The organism is Devosia submarina, assembly GCF_003056345.1.
GTDB lineage: Bacteria > Pseudomonadota > Alphaproteobacteria > Rhizobiales > Devosiaceae > Devosia > Devosia submarina.
On sequence record NZ_PYWB01000009.1, the window covers coordinates 125,638 to 142,999 of the forward strand.

Annotated in this window: 17 protein-coding genes and 1 pseudogene; 9 read left to right on the forward strand and 9 right to left on the reverse strand. The window is 60.3% G+C overall.

What is annotated here, in order from left to right:
* Both DDE77_RS14615 and uxaC read right to left on the reverse strand, forming a co-directional pair.
* Nucleotides 1–891, reverse strand: coding sequence for a LysR family transcriptional regulator (locus tag DDE77_RS14615; protein ID WP_108398215.1), 891 nt, complete (start codon nt 889–891; stop codon nt 1–3).
* 61 nt (nt 892–952) lie between these two features.
* On the reverse strand, nt 953–2,359 hold the full coding sequence (uxaC, locus tag DDE77_RS14620) for a glucuronate isomerase (RefSeq protein WP_108398216.1): 1,407 nt from the start codon (nt 2,357–2,359) through the stop codon (nt 953–955).
* 220 nt (nt 2,360–2,579) lie between these two features.
* Here uxaC and DDE77_RS19520 point away from each other — a divergent pair, with 220 nt between their 5' ends.
* From DDE77_RS19520 to DDE77_RS19690, 4 genes are all read left to right on the forward strand, one after another.
* Nucleotides 2,580–2,744, forward strand: coding sequence for a hypothetical protein (locus DDE77_RS19520; protein WP_157959844.1), 165 nt, complete (start codon nt 2,580–2,582; stop codon nt 2,742–2,744).
* Between the two features lie 49 nt (nt 2,745–2,793).
* Entirely contained in the window at nt 2,794–3,468 is a 675-nt protein-coding gene (locus tag DDE77_RS14625; RefSeq protein ID WP_108398217.1) for a response regulator transcription factor, read from the forward strand.
* On the forward strand, nt 3,458–5,923 hold the full coding sequence (locus tag DDE77_RS14630; RefSeq protein ID WP_108398218.1) for a sensor histidine kinase: 2,466 nt from the start codon (nt 3,458–3,460) through the stop codon (nt 5,921–5,923). Before DDE77_RS14625 ends, DDE77_RS14630 begins: the two co-directional genes overlap by 11 nt.
* Nucleotides 5,924–6,118: 195 nt before the next feature.
* Nucleotides 6,119–6,292, forward strand: a complete 174-nt coding sequence (locus DDE77_RS19690) for a hypothetical protein (RefSeq protein ID WP_170116531.1) — start codon at nt 6,119–6,121, stop codon at nt 6,290–6,292.
* Nucleotides 6,293–6,497: 205 nt separating this feature from the next.
* On the opposite strand, the gene gluQRS is transcribed toward DDE77_RS19690, so the two are convergent.
* A complete protein-coding gene (gene gluQRS / locus DDE77_RS14640; RefSeq protein WP_245895278.1) occupies nt 6,498–7,355 on the reverse strand; it encodes a tRNA glutamyl-Q(34) synthetase GluQRS in 858 nt (285 codons plus the stop codon).
* 13 nt (nt 7,356–7,368) lie between these two features.
* Between gluQRS and DDE77_RS14645 the strand changes: the two genes are divergently transcribed.
* From DDE77_RS14645 to DDE77_RS14655, 3 genes are all read left to right on the forward strand, one after another.
* Entirely contained in the window at nt 7,369–8,028 is a 660-nt protein-coding gene (locus DDE77_RS14645; protein WP_108398220.1) for a DNA-3-methyladenine glycosylase family protein, read from the forward strand.
* A complete protein-coding gene (locus tag DDE77_RS14650) occupies nt 8,025–8,681 on the forward strand; it encodes an alpha/beta hydrolase (RefSeq protein ID WP_210204402.1) in 657 nt (218 codons plus the stop codon). Before DDE77_RS14645 ends, DDE77_RS14650 begins: the two co-directional genes overlap by 4 nt.
* Before the next feature lie 92 nt (nt 8,682–8,773).
* Nucleotides 8,774–9,331 carry an HNH endonuclease gene (locus DDE77_RS14655; RefSeq protein WP_108398221.1) on the forward strand — a complete coding sequence of 186 codons (558 nt, stop codon included), beginning with the start codon at nt 8,774–8,776 and terminating at the stop codon, nt 9,329–9,331.
* 3 nt (nt 9,332–9,334) lie between these two features.
* Here the strand turns inward: DDE77_RS14655 and DDE77_RS14660 are convergent, their stop codons facing one another.
* Complete coding sequence (locus tag DDE77_RS14660) at nt 9,335–9,844, reverse strand: disulfide bond formation protein B (RefSeq protein ID WP_108398222.1); 510 nt, start codon at nt 9,842–9,844, stop codon at nt 9,335–9,337.
* A gap of 78 nt (nt 9,845–9,922) precedes the next feature.
* Nucleotides 9,923–10,756 (reverse strand): DUF72 domain-containing protein, encoded by an 834-nt coding sequence (locus DDE77_RS14665; protein ID WP_108398223.1) that lies wholly within the window; start codon nt 10,754–10,756, stop codon nt 9,923–9,925.
* A 102-nt stretch (nt 10,757–10,858) separates the two neighbouring features.
* Between DDE77_RS14665 and DDE77_RS14670 the strand changes: the two genes are divergently transcribed.
* Nucleotides 10,859–11,644 (forward strand): SDR family oxidoreductase, encoded by a 786-nt coding sequence (locus tag DDE77_RS14670; RefSeq protein WP_108398224.1) that lies wholly within the window; start codon nt 10,859–10,861, stop codon nt 11,642–11,644.
* 16 nt (nt 11,645–11,660) lie between these two features.
* Here the strand turns inward: DDE77_RS14670 and DDE77_RS20230 are convergent.
* Nucleotides 11,661–12,112, reverse strand: a pseudogene (locus DDE77_RS20230) (EAL domain-containing protein).
* Nucleotides 12,113–12,124: 12 nt separating this feature from the next.
* The gene (locus tag DDE77_RS19525) at nt 12,125–12,280 is read right to left on the reverse strand and encodes a hypothetical protein (protein ID WP_157959845.1); all 156 of its coding nucleotides are present in this window, start codon (nt 12,278–12,280) and stop codon (nt 12,125–12,127) included.
* Nucleotides 12,281–12,508: 228 nt separating this feature from the next.
* On the opposite strand from DDE77_RS19525, the gene DDE77_RS14685 reads away from it, so the two are divergent.
* Nucleotides 12,509–14,269, forward strand: a complete 1,761-nt coding sequence (locus DDE77_RS14685) for a methyl-accepting chemotaxis protein (RefSeq protein WP_245895279.1) — start codon at nt 12,509–12,511, stop codon at nt 14,267–14,269.
* A 59-nt stretch (nt 14,270–14,328) separates the two neighbouring features.
* Here the strand turns inward: DDE77_RS14685 and DDE77_RS14690 are convergent, their stop codons facing one another.
* Both DDE77_RS14690 and DDE77_RS14695 read right to left on the reverse strand, forming a co-directional pair.
* Nucleotides 14,329–15,009, reverse strand: a complete 681-nt coding sequence (locus DDE77_RS14690; RefSeq protein ID WP_108398226.1) for an outer membrane protein — start codon at nt 15,007–15,009, stop codon at nt 14,329–14,331.
* 453 nt (nt 15,010–15,462) lie between these two features.
* Entirely contained in the window at nt 15,463–17,352 is a 1,890-nt protein-coding gene (locus DDE77_RS14695; RefSeq protein WP_157959846.1) for a TniQ family protein, read from the reverse strand.
* Between the last annotated feature and the right edge of the window lie 10 nt (nt 17,353–17,362).

The following is a 17,362-nucleotide window of genomic DNA, read 5'->3' on the forward strand; positions in this document are numbered from 1 at the left end:
CTAGCCTCTTATATACGCAGCGAGCCCCTCGGCCAGAGCATCGTAAATGGCGCGAATGCGATGGGAAGTGAACACTTCCTTGTGCGTGGTGAGCCAAACCTCGAGCGGCGGGATGCCTAGGTCAACGGGCAGGGCAACAAGGCCGGGCGTCAAATGCAACAGATTGCCCTGGGCAATGCCGATGCCCAGCCCCGCTCGAACCAGCTCCCACTGGTTTGCCTGATTGTCGGTACGCAAGACGAAATGATCGCGTCGCAAAGGTAGTCCACGCGCTTGCGCGAAATCGATAATGGCGTCGGAGCGATCGAGGCCAACCAGATCATGGTCGGTGAGCTCAAGTGGTGTTTGCGGCGTACCGCGCCTGTCCAGATAGCTCCGGTGCGCGGCCAGCACGAGAGGGATGTTGCCCAAATGGCGTGTCACCAGTTCCAGCTGGGTGGGTCGGAACATGCGAATGGCGATATCGGCTTCGCGCAACAGCAGGTTTTCAGTGGAGTCCGCGGGGACGATCTCGATGGCGATGCGGGGATAGCGCTCACGGATGGCAACCAGCATGGGCGGCAGCACATAATGCGAGATCATCACACTGGCGGTGATGCGCACCGTGCCACTATACTCGGCTTGTGCGCCTTCGGCCATCATGCTGGCCTGGGCGAGCGCTGCCTGGGCTTGTGAAACGGGCTCGAAAATGCGGAGCGCGGCAGAGTTGGCCTTGAGCCCGCTCAGCGTGCGCTCAAAAAGCGTGAGGCCCAGATCGCGTTCCAGCGTCTCGATGTGGCGTCCGACCGTAGGTTGGCTGATGCCCAGCTCGCGCGCGGCGGCGGAAAGGGAGCCATGGCTGACCACGGCGGCAAAGCTGCGCCACAGCGCCCAATTTGGTTCCCTGTCCATGCCAGCCCGCCCCTTATCGGCTATCGAGCAATAGCCGATAATTGCGGAGCAAACAAACTGGCTAGCTCAGGCGGTAGGCATCCTTGGCCGCCTGGTAGCTGAGGTGATGAGCGATATCTCGAGCGCTCGACCTGGTGATGCGGTTCTCGCCGACCCAGCGGCCCAGGAAGCCACAAACCTCGCGACGCCAAACATCATGGCGCGCAGGAATGGAAAGTAGAGCCCGCGTATCGTCGTTGAAGCCGGCCAGATTATAGAAGCCTGCAGTTTCGACGACCTGGTCGAGATAGCGGCGAATGCCCTGCGGCGAATCATGGAACCACCAAGGCGGGCCAATCATCAGCGAGGGCCAATAGCCAGCCATGGGCGCGAGCTCGCGCGCATAGGTGGTTTCGTCGAGGACGAACATGATCAGGCGCAGATTGGGCTCGTTGCCGCAGCGCGACAGCAGCGCCCTCAAACCATTGACATAGTCTGTGGGGCCCGGAATGTCGGCACCGAGGTCCGGGCCCCGCTCACCAAACAGCAACGGGTCGGTGTTGCGGCGCGAACCGGCATGGATCTGCATGACCATGCCGTCCTCAACCGACAGCAAGGCCATTTCCGTCATCATTTGCGCGCGGAACAGTTCGGCATCAGCAGCGTCGTGACGTCCGGCAAGAATCTTCTCAAGCAGCGCCTGTTTTTCAACAAGCGGCAGGTCCGCGGTCATGGCTGTAGGCACACCATGATCCGTTGCGACAGCACCATAGTGACGGAAATATTCGCGCCGCTTGCGGTGGGCATTGATCAGCCCATCCCAAGTCGTGATGTCCTCGCCAGTGATCTCGCCGAACTTTTGTAGGTTTTCAACGATTGCCGGCCGGCTTGGATCGGTGACGTCGTCGGGGCGGTATGTTGTGCGAACGCGGCCTATGGTGCCATTGGTTTCCATGGTCTGGTGATGCAGCAGTGGATCAAGAGCGAATTCGGTGGTGGCGATGACCTCCACACGCGCGCGGTCCAGCAGGGCATGGGGCAGTAGTTCAGGCGTTGCGAGCGCCGCATCGATCGTGTCGTAGATCGCGTCGGCCGTTTCGCTCGACAATTCATCCTTGATGCCAAAGGCCCAGTCGAGCGAATGGTCGACCCAGGTCTTGGATGGGGTACCGGCAAAAAGATGATAATTGGCCGCAAACAGGCGCCATGCGCTGCGACCGTCTGCAACGGGCTTGCCATCCTTGCGCGGCACGCCCAGATCGTCATAGGTCAGCCCGCGGCTGCGTAGCATGCGCAACACGTAATGGTCGGGGGTCAGGAATAATGCCGCGGGATCGGAGAAGCGCCCGTTATTGGCAAACCATGCCGGATCGGTGTGCCCGTGCGGGCAGATCAGCGGCAAGTCGGCGATATTATAATAGAGCTCACGCGCAATCGATTGGGCGGGCTCGGACGCGGGAAACAGACGATCGGGGTGCAGATGGGTCATGGCTGCGTTCTTGCCACGATCCCTGCTGGAGATCAACTATCTTCCATACAAGATAGGATTGTCGCGCATTTGAGTAAAATTAACCCCATTTGGAAGATGCGGTTCGTGGCTTGGCCCTACAGGATTACCGTTAATTTCGCAGGGTGAGAACAGCGCAAAGCGGCGACCCAGGAATGTGTTCAGCCGGTTTGCGGACCGGTGTGCTTGAGGGGCCCAGCGCATGGCAAATCTTGATGCCGACCACATGTTTTCCGTTTCCGAGGCCCGCCGCCGCGCTCGCGCTCATGGGCATCTTCATCGTGCCCAGATCATGATGGTGGCTTCAGGCCTCGCCGCATTCGGCATCATTGCCGTCGCGGCTGCGATGATGGGCACTCTTTTTTAGACAGGGCGATCCACAAACCTTAATGTGCGCTCCAAAGACTGGGGCATGCATGCGGATTTTGCTTGTTGAAGACAACGAGGATTTGGGCGAGGCGATCGAAAAGCGCCTGCGCAATGCCGGCCATTCGGTAGAGTGGGTGCGAGACGGCAATGAGGTTCTCCATGCCGCCCAAGGCGATGATTTCGATGCGGTCGCGCTGGATCTCATGCTGCCCAATCGCGACGGCATCAGCCTTATCGCCGAACTGCGCCGCCGCCGGTTCAGCGCGCCTATCCTTGTTATCACGGCGCGCTCGGAAATCGATGACAAGGTCAGCCTGCTTGATCTTGGCGCCGACGACTACCTCGTCAAACCCTTTGATCTGCGCGAGCTCGAGGCGCGGCTACGTGCATTGATCCGGCGCTCGGGCGGGCAAACCAGCAGCCTGCTGACGGCCGGTAATCTCGAAATGGATCTGGCGGGCCTCAATGCCAGCGTGGGCGGGGTGTCACTCGAGCTGGGCCGGCGCGAGTTTCGGCTCCTTGAAATCCTCGTCACCAATCTTGGCAGGGTGGTGCCCAAGGAACGGCTGATGAACCAGCTGTTCAATTTCGACGAAGCTGTTTCGGTCAATGCGCTGGAGCTCCATATCTCGCGCCTGCGCCGCAAGCTCGAGGCGGCCGATATTGAAATCGGCACGGTGCGCGGCGTCGGCTACGTGGTGCGGCCGCCCCATGCCGGCTAGACCCTTTTCCATCCGCCGGCGCATTCTGGCGCTGGCGCTGGCGCTTCTTCTTGGCGCAGCCCTGGTGCTGATCATCTTCATCCGCGACTACGCCGACCAATCGGCGAACCGAGCCTTTGACCGGCTGCTGGCCGCTTCGGCGCTCACCATTGCCGGGGCGGTGCAGGTGGAGGGCGAAAATGTCATTGTGGAACTGCCCTTTGCTTCCTTCGGTATGTTCTCAGGGCGCGACCGGGTGTTCTATGCCGTGGAAGATCCCGCTGGAGCTGCCGTCACGGGCTATGCAGACCTCTCCGCCATGCTGCCGCAAATGCGGGAAGCAGGACCCCTGTTCACCGACATCACCTATCGCGGCGAGTTGGTCCGGGTGGTCAGTGTTGGCCGGCTGACCTCCTCGGGGGGCGACACCGATTGGGTGACCATCCATGTCGCTGAAACGCAGAACGAGCGCGGGGCGCTGGCGGCCGAGATCTTCGGCAATGCCCTTATTCCGGTTGTTGCGCTGACCCTTCTGGCGATTGCCCTTGTCTGGTTCGGCATCGGTCGGATGTTCACCCCGCTCTACCAGCTCGAGCGAGAGTTGCGCGGCCGGGCGCCGGACGATCTATCCCTTGTCCATGTTCCCGTGCCCGATGAGGTCAGTCACCTCGTGGGTGCTCTTAATGGCTTCATGGCGCGCCTGGGCAGTGCGGTGGAGCGGGTCACCGGCCTTGTTGCCGAGGCAGCCCATGAAGTGCGCACGCCTTTGGCGTCATTGCGGGCACAGGCCGAAATCGCCATGGAGGAGCAGGACCCTGAGGCGCTGCGTCGCCGGGTCGGACGTATCCACCAGGGCGCCGTTCACGCCAGCCAACTGGTGAGCCAATTGTTGATGGAAGCGACCATTTCGCATCGTCTGGAAAATGGCGAAACAGAAACGAGCGCCATCGGTTCGGTGATCGATGAAGTCTGCCAAAGGCTCGATCCCGAGCAGGCAAAGCGCCTGGTGCTTGAGTGTCCAGCCGCGCTTGGCGAAACCCGGGTGCGCGGGGATCGAGTTGCCTTGCGCGAAATGCTGCGCAATGTGATGGACAATGCGCTGGTTTATTCCAGTGGACCGGTGCAGATCGGCGGCGCTGTCGGGCAAGGTCTCTTGCGCCTGCAGGTCAGCGATCGGGGTCCCGGCATCCCGGATAGCGAGAAAAGCATGGTGCTGGAGCGCTTCAAGCGCGGCAGCGCGAGCGGCGCTACGGCCGGTTCAGGGCTCGGGCTGTCCATCGTCAAGCGCGTAGCCGAGGCCCATGGCGGCGCCTTGCGGCTCCATGGGCGCGCTGGCGGTGGCCTGACGGTGGAGATCGAATTGCCTGTCGTAAAAGCCGATGGGAAGGCGGAGCCTTTGCGCAAGGCGCTGGCTGGCCTTGCCGGCGCGTTTGTGTGCCTGCTTCTAATCAACCCTCAGCAGGCCCATGCCGCCACCACGCGCTACCCCGCGCCCGATAACAGCAGCGCTGCCGAGCTCACCATATTGGGTGTGACCGACACCCCCCTTTTCCGGCATTTCATCGAAGGCTTTCAGCGGGTGCGGCCCGATGTGACGGTGATCTACGAAGAAACGGACTCCGTCCCGCTCTATGAGCGGTTCCTGGCCGGCGAACTTGATCCCACCCCGGACCTGCTGATCAGTTCGGCATCCGATCTTCAGGTTAAGCTTGCCAATGACGGCTATGCCATGGCCTACCAGAGCCCCTGGCTCGACCAGCTTCCCCCATGGGCGCATTGGCGCGACGAGGTGTTCGGCTTCACCTTCGAGCCGGCCGTGATCATCTTCAACCCCGAGCGGATCAGCCCTGCCGAAGTGCCCCGCACACATCTCCGTCTTGCCGAAATGCTTGAAGCAGAAGGCGAACGCTTCAGCGGCCAGGTTGCCACCTATGACATTGCCCTTTCGGGCGTAGGCTACCTGCTGGCTTCGCAGGACCAGGTGATCTCCTCCAATTTCTGGCGCCTGGCAGCCGCCTTCGGCCGCGTCAATGCCCGTTTCTCCGGTCATAGCCCGGCCATTCTCAACGGCGTCGCCGACGGATCGCTCGCCCTGGGCTACAATGTGTTGGGCTCCTACGCTTTTGCCCGGAAGGCCGCTGGGGCGCCCATCGAAATTGTGGTGCCCGACGACTATGTCTTGGTGCTGACGCGGTCCATGCTCATCCCGCGCGAAGCTCGTTTTCCCGATCTCGCCAAGGCTTTCATCGACTTCGCTCTGTCGCCTGCCGGCCAGGACATCGCCGCGGGTGAAACCGCCCTGGGATCACTGATGCCTGGTTCACAGGGAGATTGGACGAGCCAGGCCATTTCAGCGCGCGGACTCGGGGTCATCCAGCCCATAGCACTGGGTCCGGCCCTGCTTGTGTCCCTGGACCAGCAGCGCCGAAAGCGCTTTCTCGATAGCTGGGGCGAAATCGTATCGCCACAGCGTTGACGCTATGCGCCGTACGCATGGGTACGGTTGTGTTTAGCTCCTAACTCTACAGAAAACTAAATTAAGTGATCTGATCGATGACCCCAGTGCATGGCTGGCTTGATGGTCTCGACCTACTCCAGCGCCCCTTCGAGGCCTATCTTCCTAGTCATGAAGCGATCCGGCAATCCGATCGGGTCTGAAAGGGAAATGGTCATGAGCACTTTGCGCAACAATCGCTTGTTTGCGACCCTCGGCACGATTGCCGACGTGTTTGGCAGCGCCGCTGCCGCTGCGTCGGCGGTTGAGGCGGGGCGGCAGCCCAAGGCCCGGGCCCTGAGGACCCTTGGCATCGATGCCGACGCTTTCCGTTCGATCGGCAAGCTCTAAACATCCTGACGCGGGGCGCTGTCCCTCCCATCGCGACCTGCGTCGAGCAGCCATTGAACCAACGAGCCCGGATGCCAGTAGTGGCGTCCGGGCTTTTCATAATGGAGCTAGGGGCAGTAGGGCTGGCGAGTGAAGACTTCAGGTGCCACGACCTCGTCCTCCGACAGGCATGGATGAGGTTCGCCGGGCGCGGCCCGCACTCGCCCTAGAGCCCCACCGCCCGCCGCACGTCTGCGGCCGTCCAGCCTTTTGCCCGCAAATCGCCCAGGCTTTCCGAGTCGCGAGACTTGGCCAGCTTCCGCCCAGCATCGTCCAGGATCAGTTTGTGGAAATGGTAGATGGGTGATCGGAGCCCCAGCAGCATTTGCAGCAACACATGCAGGTCCGTCGCCGCCTCCATATCCCGCCCGCGCGTCACATGGGTAATTCCCTGTTCGCTGTCATCCACCACACAAGACAAATGATAGCTAGTGGGGGTGCCCTTGCGCTGCAGTACGACATCGCCCCAGCGCTCGGGACGGGCGTGGCGGATCTGCGGGCGATCAGTTACGAGCGGCCCTAGCACGGTAAAGGTCAGCATGCCCACGCGCGCCATGGCCGATGCGGTATCGAGCCTGAACTGCACGGGATCGCCGCGTTCGAGGCGCTCGATCTGCTCGCCGCGGTTGAGATGCTTGCAGGTGCCCGGATACAAAGGCGCACCATCTGGATCCTTGTCGGTAGCCTTGGCTGCAATTTCGGAGCGGCTGCAAAAGCAGGGATAGAGCAGATGCTGGTCGCGCAGATCATTGCCGGCATCAGCATAGATGTCGAAGCGCTCCGATTGCTGCAGCACAGGCTCGGGCCATTGCAGGCCCAGCCATTGGAGGTCCTCGAAGATGGCAGCGACAAATTCGGGTTTACTGCGTTCAGGATCAGTGTCTTCGATCCGCAGCAAGGTCGTACCACCCAGCAGCTTTGCAGCATTCCAGGTGTAAAGCGCCGAATAGGCATGGCCAAGATGGAGCCGCCCGTTGGGGCTGGGGGCAAAACGAAGAATGGGTTTAGCGGATGATTGCGGCACAGGTTTTTCTTACATGAGTTTGGCCGAGCCGTCACCGCGTCTTGAAAGCGCCGCGGCCGTCAGCGCACATCTGGAGGCGTTGGTGGCGCTGGATCCGCGTCTCGCCTCCGTGCGCGAAATCGCCGGCACGGTCGAGCCACGCATCACCCAGCCTGGCTTTCCCGGCATCGCCAAGGTCATCTGTGGCCAACAATTGTCGGTCGTCAGCGCTGCGGCAATCTGGAAGCGTTTCGAGGCGCTGCCCGGTGCCCTGGATCCGCAGACCTATCTCTTGCTCACTGAAGAGCAGGTTCGGGCCACGGGCTTTTCCTCCGGCAAGTTCCGCACCGTTCGCGTCATTGCGCAAGCCATCGTGGCAGGTGAGCTCGACTTCACCCATCTCGAAACCCTTCCGGCCCCGGAAGCTGTGTCCTATCTTGTGGCACATAAGGGTATCGGTCCTTGGACGGCGGAGGTCTACCTTATGTTCTGCGCCGGGCATCCCGATGTTTTCCCCGCCGGCGATCTGGCTCTCCTCAAGGCAGTGCAGCACGGCCTTGGTCTTGACGCCCGCCCAACCATCAAGGACATGATCGGCATTGCCGAGGCTTGGTCGCCCCATCGCTCTGCTGCGGCCTTGATGTTCTGGCGCTATTTTGCGGTCCTGCGGGACCGAGAAGGAATTTTGTTGTGACCAAGCTTTCGGGACCCATGCTGGCGCCTGCATCGGGCAAAGATCCGAGCCAAGCCGTTGTGCTGCTCCATGGTTATGGCAGCGATGGCAATGACCTGATTGGCCTTGCGCCGCATTGGCAGCCGATCCTACCCCACGCCTTGTTTGTTTCGCCCAATGCACCGGAAATGTGCGCGCAGTCGGCGTTCGGCTTTCAATGGTTCGACATCAGCTTTGATGGCGACCGCCTCGCCAAGCGGCAGACCGGGGTTGCGCAGGCGAGGCCCGTGCTCGTGGAGTTCCTTCAGGACCTTTGGAGTCAGACTGGCATTGCGTCCGAGCAAACCGTGCTGGCCGGCTTCAGCCAGGGTGCGATGATGGCGCTGCATGTGGGGCTGTCCCTGCCGCAAAGACTCATGGGCATTATCGGCTTTTCCGGTGCTTTCCTGCCGCCTGAGGGCTTTGGATCGGATCAATTGCCTAAGCCACCGGTCTGCCTTGTACATGGCGATCTCGATGATGTGGTCGATCCCCAGCATAGCGCCGATGCCGACCTTGCCTTGCGTGGGGCAGGGGTCCCCGTCAGCTATCATGTGAGCCGAGGGACGCGTCATGGAATAGCGCCCGATGGGCTCCAATTTGCCAGCACATTCCTGCAGGAACTTGCCGCGTAAATAGTGTGTTAATCCAGCTTCACAGCGGTGACACAAAGGGCCTATTATAACGGAGCTATGGACTTACTCGATTCCCGTTCCGGGAGCCTGATGTGACCATCCATGTGTCGCCTGAGGCCTGTCCCGCGCTTGTGCTGAATGCCGATTTCAGACCGCTCAGCTATTATCCGCTGTCGCTCTGGTCTTGGCAGGATGCGATCAAGGCTGTGTGTCTGGATCGGGTGAACATCGTGAGCAATTACGACACGATCATCCATTCTCCCAGCTTTGAAATGCAGCTGCCGAGCGTCGTGTCGCTCAAGGATTATGTAAAACCCGCCCGCCATCCAGCCTTCACACGCTTCAATGTGTTCCTGCGCGATCGCTTTCAGTGCCAATATTGCGGCGCCAGGGAAGACCTCACCTTTGATCATGTGATCCCCCGCTCCAAGGGCGGATTGACCACTTGGGAAAATGTCGTAGCCGCCTGCGCCCCCTGCAATCTCAAAAAGGCTAATCGGATGCCCAGCGAGATTAAGATGTTCCCCCATCAGGCGCCCTATCATCCGACAGTGTATGATCTGCACAATAATGGTCGTGCGTTCCCGCCCAACCACTTGCACCAGAGCTGGCTCGACTACCTCTACTGGGACATCGAACTCGAGCCCTAAGCCTTAGCGCCGCCGGTTATGCCGGATTTGTGCCCAGATCGAAACCAGTAGTAGTGCAACGATCCCAAGCGAAATCAGGGCATTGAAGCCTGCAAGTGAAATGCCGGCCAGGCGGAACTGTACCACGTCGCAGCCGATCACCGGCGTCATGTTGTTGAGCGCGTTGAAGTCCATGATTTCGCCCACCCCCGTGCAGGCGGTGGGGCCGGGCCAGAAGCCCCATTCCACCCCGGCATGGTAGGCGCCCATATAAACGCTCCAAATGAAAATCGCCGTGACGATCGCCATGGCGATATACCAGACCGTCAGGGGCAACCGGTTCCAGAACACGAGCACCGCCAGCAACAAGGGCAAGCCATAATAATAAGGCCAGCGCTGTTCGAGGCACAATTCGCACGGCACCAGCCCGCCGATCACTTGCGACGCCAAGGCTGCGGCAATGGTCAAGAAGCCGATAACAAAGGCGAGTCCGGCAGACTTCTTGTCGAGCGGGAGGAGAATGGAAGAGGCCATGGGCAAAATTCTCAGGTGACGCTTTGGCGTTGGATAGACCGGAGCCTCCCTGAACTCCAGCGGGAAACAGCGTTTTGATCAATCAGCGGGATAGTTGATGCCCAGCGCCTTGCGCAAAGCGATGGCGTTGGCGGGGGCATGAAGCTTGTCCTCATGGACAAAATACGCGAACACATCCTTGCCCTCGTCTGCCCAGTTCCGGCAGGTCTCAGCCCAATCAGCGATGTCGGGCTCGCCATATCCCTGTGCGTCGGGTCGGGCTGGCCCCTGGAGGCGGCAATAGGCGAAATCAGCCGTCGATGTGCGATCGGGATGCTGGATGGTATCGGCAATGACGCGCGCCACATTGAAGCGCGTCAGTAGCGCGTTCACCTCTGGCGCATCAAAGCTCGGGTGGCGCAGTTCCATGGCATGCCGGATCGGCCCAACGCCGGCCGTTTTGAGAAATGGCTCCGTCTTGAGCCGGCCATCGGCCTTGCTGGCGAGCGCAACATATTGCTCGGGCGTTCGCGGCAGCAGGGCGAGAAAATCTTCGATCACGCCGGCATCAAAGCTTAGATTGGGCGGTAATTGCCAGATGAATGGCCCGAGCTTCATACCCAAGGCCAAAGGCCCCGATGCAAGGAAATTGGCCAGCTCGCTTTCGCAGTTCCTGAGCCGCTTGATGTGAGTCACCAATTGCGGACCCTTGATCGAGAAAACAAAGTGTTCAGGTATTTCGCCCGCCCATTTCTGGAAGCTTTCCGGCTTCTGGTTGGCGCGAAAAGTAGCATTGATCTCAATGCTCCCGAGGCGGGAACTGGCATAGGCAAGCTCCTTTTTCTGAACTAGGCCTTGGGGGAAAAACGTGCCGCGCCAAGGCGCGAACACCCATCCTGCCGTGCCTGTGCGCACAATCCCTGCCTTGGCCATGCTGCCTCCCGATGATCCATCCGGCGGGCACGTTCTCACTCCCCTTGCCTTGAGGCAAGGGAGAGCGGCACAGTAGCGGCAAACGGTGAGGGGGAGCGTTGAATGGATTTCGGCCTGGATGGGAAAGTTCTTGTTGTCACCGGCGGCACACAGGGCGTCGGGCAGGCCATTGCGCTGCGCGCCGCGCGTTCGGGCGTCAGCGAGATTGTCGTGGGCGGCCGGAATGTGTCACGCGGCGAGCAGACGGTGGGTATGCTCGAAGAGCTGGGCGTCTCCGCGTTATTTGTCCCCGGAGATCTCGCCGATAGCGCCACCCCGCAGGCGATCTTTGAGTCAGCGCTCGCAAAATTCGGGCAGGTCGATTGCCTCGTCAATGCAGCGGCGCTTACCGATCGCGGATCGGTTGTTGATGCCAATGCCGAATTCTTTGACCGCATGTTTGCTGCCAACACACGCGCACCCATGCTGCTGATGCAGCAGCTGATCCAGCACCTCAAGGCACGCAAGGCGCCGGGCTCCATTGTCAACATCCTCTCGATCAACGCCCATGGCGGAACGCCTGAACTCGGGGTCTATTCGGCCAGCAAGGCTGCAACCTTGGTCCTCACCAAGAATGCAGCCTTCGCCCACCGGTTTGACCGCATCCGGATCAATGGCATCAATCTGGGCTGGACTGACACGCCGGTCGAGCGGGTCATGCAGGCCGAAACTCTGGGCAAGGGTCCCGGCTGGCTCGATGAGGCAAATAAGCGCATGCCCTGGGGCAGGCTTGTGGAGCCTGACGATGTTGCGCGGCTGGCCCTGTTTCTCTTGGGCGATGCCTCCATTCCCATGACCGGCGCCTTGATCGACCAGGACCAGAACTTCGTGCTGGGCACTGTTGGCTAAGCCGGCTGATATACCCTTAGGCGACCAGGCGCCGCCTATTATGCTGGGCAAGCCAATTCTCGAAATCCACAAGCGGCAGGGGCTTCGCGAGGAAATAGCCCTGCGCCTCGTCGCAGCCCAGATCGCGCAGGAGCCCATAGCTTTCGGCAGTTTCAACGCCTTCTGCCACCACGCGGAAGCCAAGGTCTGCAGCATCTTGGTCATGGAGGTGACCAGCTGGAGCTCAGGCCTGCTTGCAGCCAGCGGTATCACAAAGGCGCGGTCGATCTTTACGCAATAAGCGGGAAGCCGCTGCAGATAGGCAAGACTGCTGTAGCCAGTCCCGAAATCGTCCACCGCTCTGGCCAGCACGCTGTCCTTGTATTTCTGGTCGACCAGAAGGTCCTGCACAACCAGCGTGCCCGAAGTATCGGACACTTCGGCGCAGGGGGCCAGCTCGCGTAGAATCTCCCAATGATCCACCCCCACGCGCGACTTGAATCATTGCCGGTCCGTGTCGGTCAGTGACACCGCCGCAATGAGCAGGCCAAACAGCTGGGAAGCCATCCGTGTTATGCGGTCGAAACTCTCGGCCGGCGGCATATCGAGCAAATTGAGTGCGCGCAGGGCATCTAGTCTGTTAAATTTGTAAGTCATGGCTAGCCGCTTGGTAACTCCATCCAGAAACCCACGGTGCGTCGCAATACTTCGCTAATCGGACCGTTAAAAAAGCGGCCTTGATGAAACTTGGCCCGCTCGCCCGCCAAGAAGTTGCGCGGTTCTGCGTAGGTCGCCCATCTGCCCTTAGCGCTTGAAACCCTTGCGCTAATTTGCTGCTGATTAACCATGATGCCCTATGCTGCGCGCCGGACGCAGGAGAGCAATTTGTTCCGATTATTTTCTGGAAGTGGCGAAACACAGCGCATGAAAAGCTGGCAGGAGGCCATCTCGCGCAGCCAGGCCGTTGTGGAGTTCAAACCGGACGGCACGATCAGCTGGGCCAACGACAATTTCCTCGCGGTAATGGGATATGCCCGCGACGAGATAATTGGCCAGCATCACAGCATGTTTGTGGACCCCCTTTATGCCCGGTCGGCTGCCTACAAGGCGTTCTGGCAGGAGCTCAAGAAGGGCAAGTTCCACAGCGACGAATTCCAGCGGTTCGCCAAGGGCAATCGCGAGGTCTGGCTTCAGGCCAGCTATAATCCCCTTGTCGGCAATAACGGCGAGGTGATCGGCGTCGTCAAGTTCGCCAGGGACATTACCAGCCAGGCGATGAGCAATGCCGACCACCAGGGGCAGGTCGCGGCTATTTCGCGCGTGCAGGCTGTGATCGAGTTCGATCTTGACGGTACGATCAGGGACGCCAACCAGAACTTCCTCGATGTCATGGGTTATCGGCTCGATGAGATCGTGGGCAAGAAGCACAGCATGTTCGTATCGGAGGATTACAGCAGAAGCCCCGACTACAAGGCGTTCTGGGATAATCTTCGCGCGGGCAAGCCCGTGGCGCAGGAATTTCATCGCATCGGGAAGGGCGGGCGCGAGGTCTGGATCGCCGCGTCCTATAATCCCGTTTTTTCGCCCTGTGGCGGGCTGACCAAGATCATCAAATACGCCACCGATATCACGCAGCGCAAACAAGCCGAAAGGCTGGTCCTGCGCCTTGAGGACGGGCTTTCGCGCCTTGCCGGGGGGGACCTCGGCGGCCATATCGAAGATGATTTCGGCGGGCAATATGAAGAGCTGCGCCAGGCCTTTAATACAACTGTCGAACAGCTGAAAACCATTGTGAGTGGCCTGCAGGAAACCTCGCGTTCGGTCAAGCTTGCCACCAGCGAGATCTTGTCGGGCGCCAACGATCTGTCCGAGCGCACCACCAAGCAGGCGGCTACGATCGAGCAGACCTCAGCCGCAATGGATCAGCTTGCCATCACCGTGGTGGAAAATGCGCGCAAAGCCGAAGATGCCTCGGCAAAGGCGGGCGATGTATCACGTTCTGCCGAAGAGGGCGGAGAGGTGATGCGCTTGGCCAACCGGGCCATGGAAGAAATCACCAGTTCAAGCGCTAAGATCTCCTCCATCATCGGCATGATCGATGACATCGCTTTCCAGACCAATCTGCTCGCGCTCAACGCGTCGGTGGAAGCGGCGCGGGCAGGCGAAGCGGGGAAGGGCTTTGCGGTTGTTGCGGTGGAAGTCAGGCGCCTTGCGCAATCGGCCGCGCAAGCTTCGGCTGATGTCAAGACGCTGATCGATCAGAGCGCGCGGGAAGTCAGTGGCGGCTCAAGGCTCGTTTCCGATGCCGCTGCCAAGCTCACCGCCATGCTGGAAGCCGTTCGGCAAAACACGACTCTACTGGACGGCATAGCCAATGCCTGCCGCGATCAGGCCTCCTCCATCGAGGAGGTCAACGTCGCCGTTCGCGTCATGGACGAGATGACCCAGCACAATGCAGCGCTCGTGGAACAGATCAATGCGTCTATCGAGCAGACCGAAATGCAGGCTGGGGAACTGGACCGGATCGTGGATGTGTTCCGCGTCAACGAAGCAGCGCCGGTGCCGTCTGTGTTGCCGAAGCGCCATTTGCCAACGCAGAACTCTGCCCAGGTGCTGCCGCTGAAGGCCGCAGGCGCCAGCCGCTAAGAGCAAAAAGAAAGGCAGGCGCCACATGCGCCTGCCTCCATGCTTCCGAAGTATTATTGCTAGAACTTGTAGTTCAAACCGGCGCGAACCACGCTGAAGTTCTGCGTGACGTCGATATCGCCACCCGGCAGGCCGCTATAGGTCTGGGCACCCAGGTCGGTATAGAGATACTCGGCCTTGACGGTGATATTGTCGCTCGCCTTGGCCTCGAGACCTGCGCCAACGGTCCAGCCGACATGGTTGGCGGACTGGGAGGTCACGACATTGCTTGCATTGGTGATGCTGGTCGTGCCGCGACCTGCAGCGAAACCGCCGGTTACATAAGGCATCACGGCGCCAAAGGTCATACCGGCGCGACCGCGAATGGTGCCATAGACGTCGATGTTGGATTCAGAAACGCTGCCGCCGGGAATGTCTTCGGAATAGCCGATATTTGCCCATTGCAGATCGGCTTCCGCGCCCACTAGGAAGCCGCCCATGTCCATGTTGTAGCCGACTTGGCCACCGAACTGGAAACCGTCCGAATTGTTGTCGATTTCCGGCCCGCCGCCGGTCGGTTCGCTGGTCGTGCTGCCCCAGCCATAGCCGGCGTTAACACCGGCATAAAAGCCCGACCAGTCGCTGGCGGGCGTCGCCGAATAGATATTGCCGGGGCTGCTGTTCCAGTTCAGATCCGCAGCATGGGCCGCAGCGCCGGAAAGCAGCAGGGCCGCGGAAAGCATGATGCCGATACGCTTCATGGGTGTCCTCGCATGATTAAGGGGGCGTCGAAATTTCCGGCAAAATGCGACCGGTCCCGTTAACACTGCGGTAACAAACAAGGTTAACGGCGCGCTTGGTACGCATGGCTCATGCTGACGTTTGCGTGAGGCGCATGGAACGCGCTGGCGCTTGTGGAAAGCGCCATTTCATGGCGGCAAATGTCGCTCACCACCGGCACATAGAGCCAAGCGATAGCTTGAACATGGCCGTCGGCGCAGCAGCTTGTGGCCCACCGATCAAGCAGGGAACAACTGATTTTTCGAGGATGAGGAAAGTTGTCACGAGTGACGCCGTTTCGCTCATCGGCGAGATTTAGCCCAAGGAATCCGGGGCTTTGACGAGCTCTAAATGAAAAGGGCCCGCACTTCTCTACCATAGTCCCGCTCAGATTCTGGCCAAAAAAGAAGGCCGGGAGTGTCCCGGCCTTGATTTTAAAGCAGGCCCGCGTCCTGGAGGTGGACCTTTGGGAAGAAGCACCCTCTCAATTCCGGGAAAGCTTTGTCCACTCCTGCTTTTCTGACCACCGCGCTAGTCCTTCGACGATCTTCCCCTCGTTGCCGTGCCAACATCCCCAATGAGATGTAGCGAGCTTCGAACTGGGCCACCGATAGTGGATCGATGAAGTAGTTCACCCCCTTTGAGCCGCGAGAGGGTGCGACGAGTTCATCGGAGTCGAGAAGTTCCACAACCGCTTCCGATTTGACCTGCCACCGCTTGCAGAGTTCGGTCTGGGTTAAGGTTGAGCTCAGCACAACGCCACTTGGTCCATTCTCGTGGGCTGAACGGAATAGCTTGCCGGTGGTCGACTTCCCGAACAGACCGTATGCTTCGGAGCGGAGGAGAAGGAGACCTTGGAACAGCCTTTCCCCTGATAGCCTTCCCAACCAGGACAGCTTACCCTCCAAGACGGCGCGGACGAGTTCGAGCATATGGGGCGCAGACCGCCAACCTGCGCGACGGAGACTCACCATTTCCTTGCCGCGAAGTGGAACCTGTTCGGCGCCCTTAGAGATACGGTCGATAAAGGCGTCGACCTCTGGCCGCCGGAACGACATCAACAATTTCCGATCCTCGAAGGCAGGCTTCAAAAAGCCTGCATCCACCAAAGCCAGGATCTGCTCCTGGGTGGCACCGAGCTCGCGAGCCAGGGCGATAATGGAGACAACATCGACGAAGTCGCCGAACAGGCGCTCAGCATCGTCCGCCATGATCACCATGGGCCCTGGCCGCGGCCCAGCTCGAACAGGGCGGATGACCCCGGCCAACTTGCCGACCCGGCCCGCCGTGACCCAGTCCACACCAAACCGACGCTCGATGTCATGCACGGTGTGAAGGCGCGGGGCGCTGTTGGGCACATCGAAATAGCACTCATGCCCGGATGTCGGGAAAGTGGCATAGATCTTGGTCGCTACCACCTTCCTCAATGCATTCAGTTCCTCCTGCTCGCTCACGGAATGCAACCAGGTCAGAGCTGTGCCCAGGGAGCCCGCGGCAGTGTGACTGCGGGTCAGCCGCTGGTCCCCTTCGCAGAGCAGGCGCTCGAAGAGTTCGCCAATACCATCCTCACCCTTGGTAAGTACCGCCAAGCCGGCGTCCCGCGCATCTGCAAGCTCGCCATCGTTGAACGAGGCGTAACGACGCTTGGGGCCATAGAGTGCAAGGCGCCCGAAGATCTCGCACGCAGAGCCGGCCTGGTAGAGCTTCAGGTCGGATAGGAAGGGGAGCATGGGAGCCCGTCCCTCCAGTCGCTCCATGTAGTACACCTCGTAGGGCGAGGGGTCGCGCAGGTCAGAGACGCTGGCCAGCGCGTCCAGGTCGTGGAAGAACTCGCCCACCCTGAAGCTGAAATCGTGATAGCCGAACCCTTCGGGCAAGTCGGTCCTGACCTCCACGAGGGGGTGCCTGTGGATGGGGCACGTCCGCAAGGGCAACGAGTGCCACCAAACGCGGTCGTGCACAGCCTGATCTGGTCGGAGGTCGGCATTGGCCGCGATGTCTTCCTTGGCGCAGAGAGGACAAAGACGATAGCGGCCCCTGGGGTACTCGAAGGGTGTAACTTGCTCACCTCGAACGAGCAGCATCGATCTGTGCAGCCTCACGGGCGAGTTACGGACCAGTTGGATCGCGTCGGCGCCGGCGATTTCCGCAAGCGTCGCCAAGGTCGTGGCGTCACCAGCGACGATCTTACGGAAGCCAACGCCAACGTCGTCCCAGAACTGGCCCGGCGCAACATTCCACAGTGAACTCAGACGACAGGCGAAGCTGGTTCCAGTTTCTTCCCGACCCAAGTCGAGCGTGATGGAGAGCGGCGAAACGTGCATGTCGATCCTC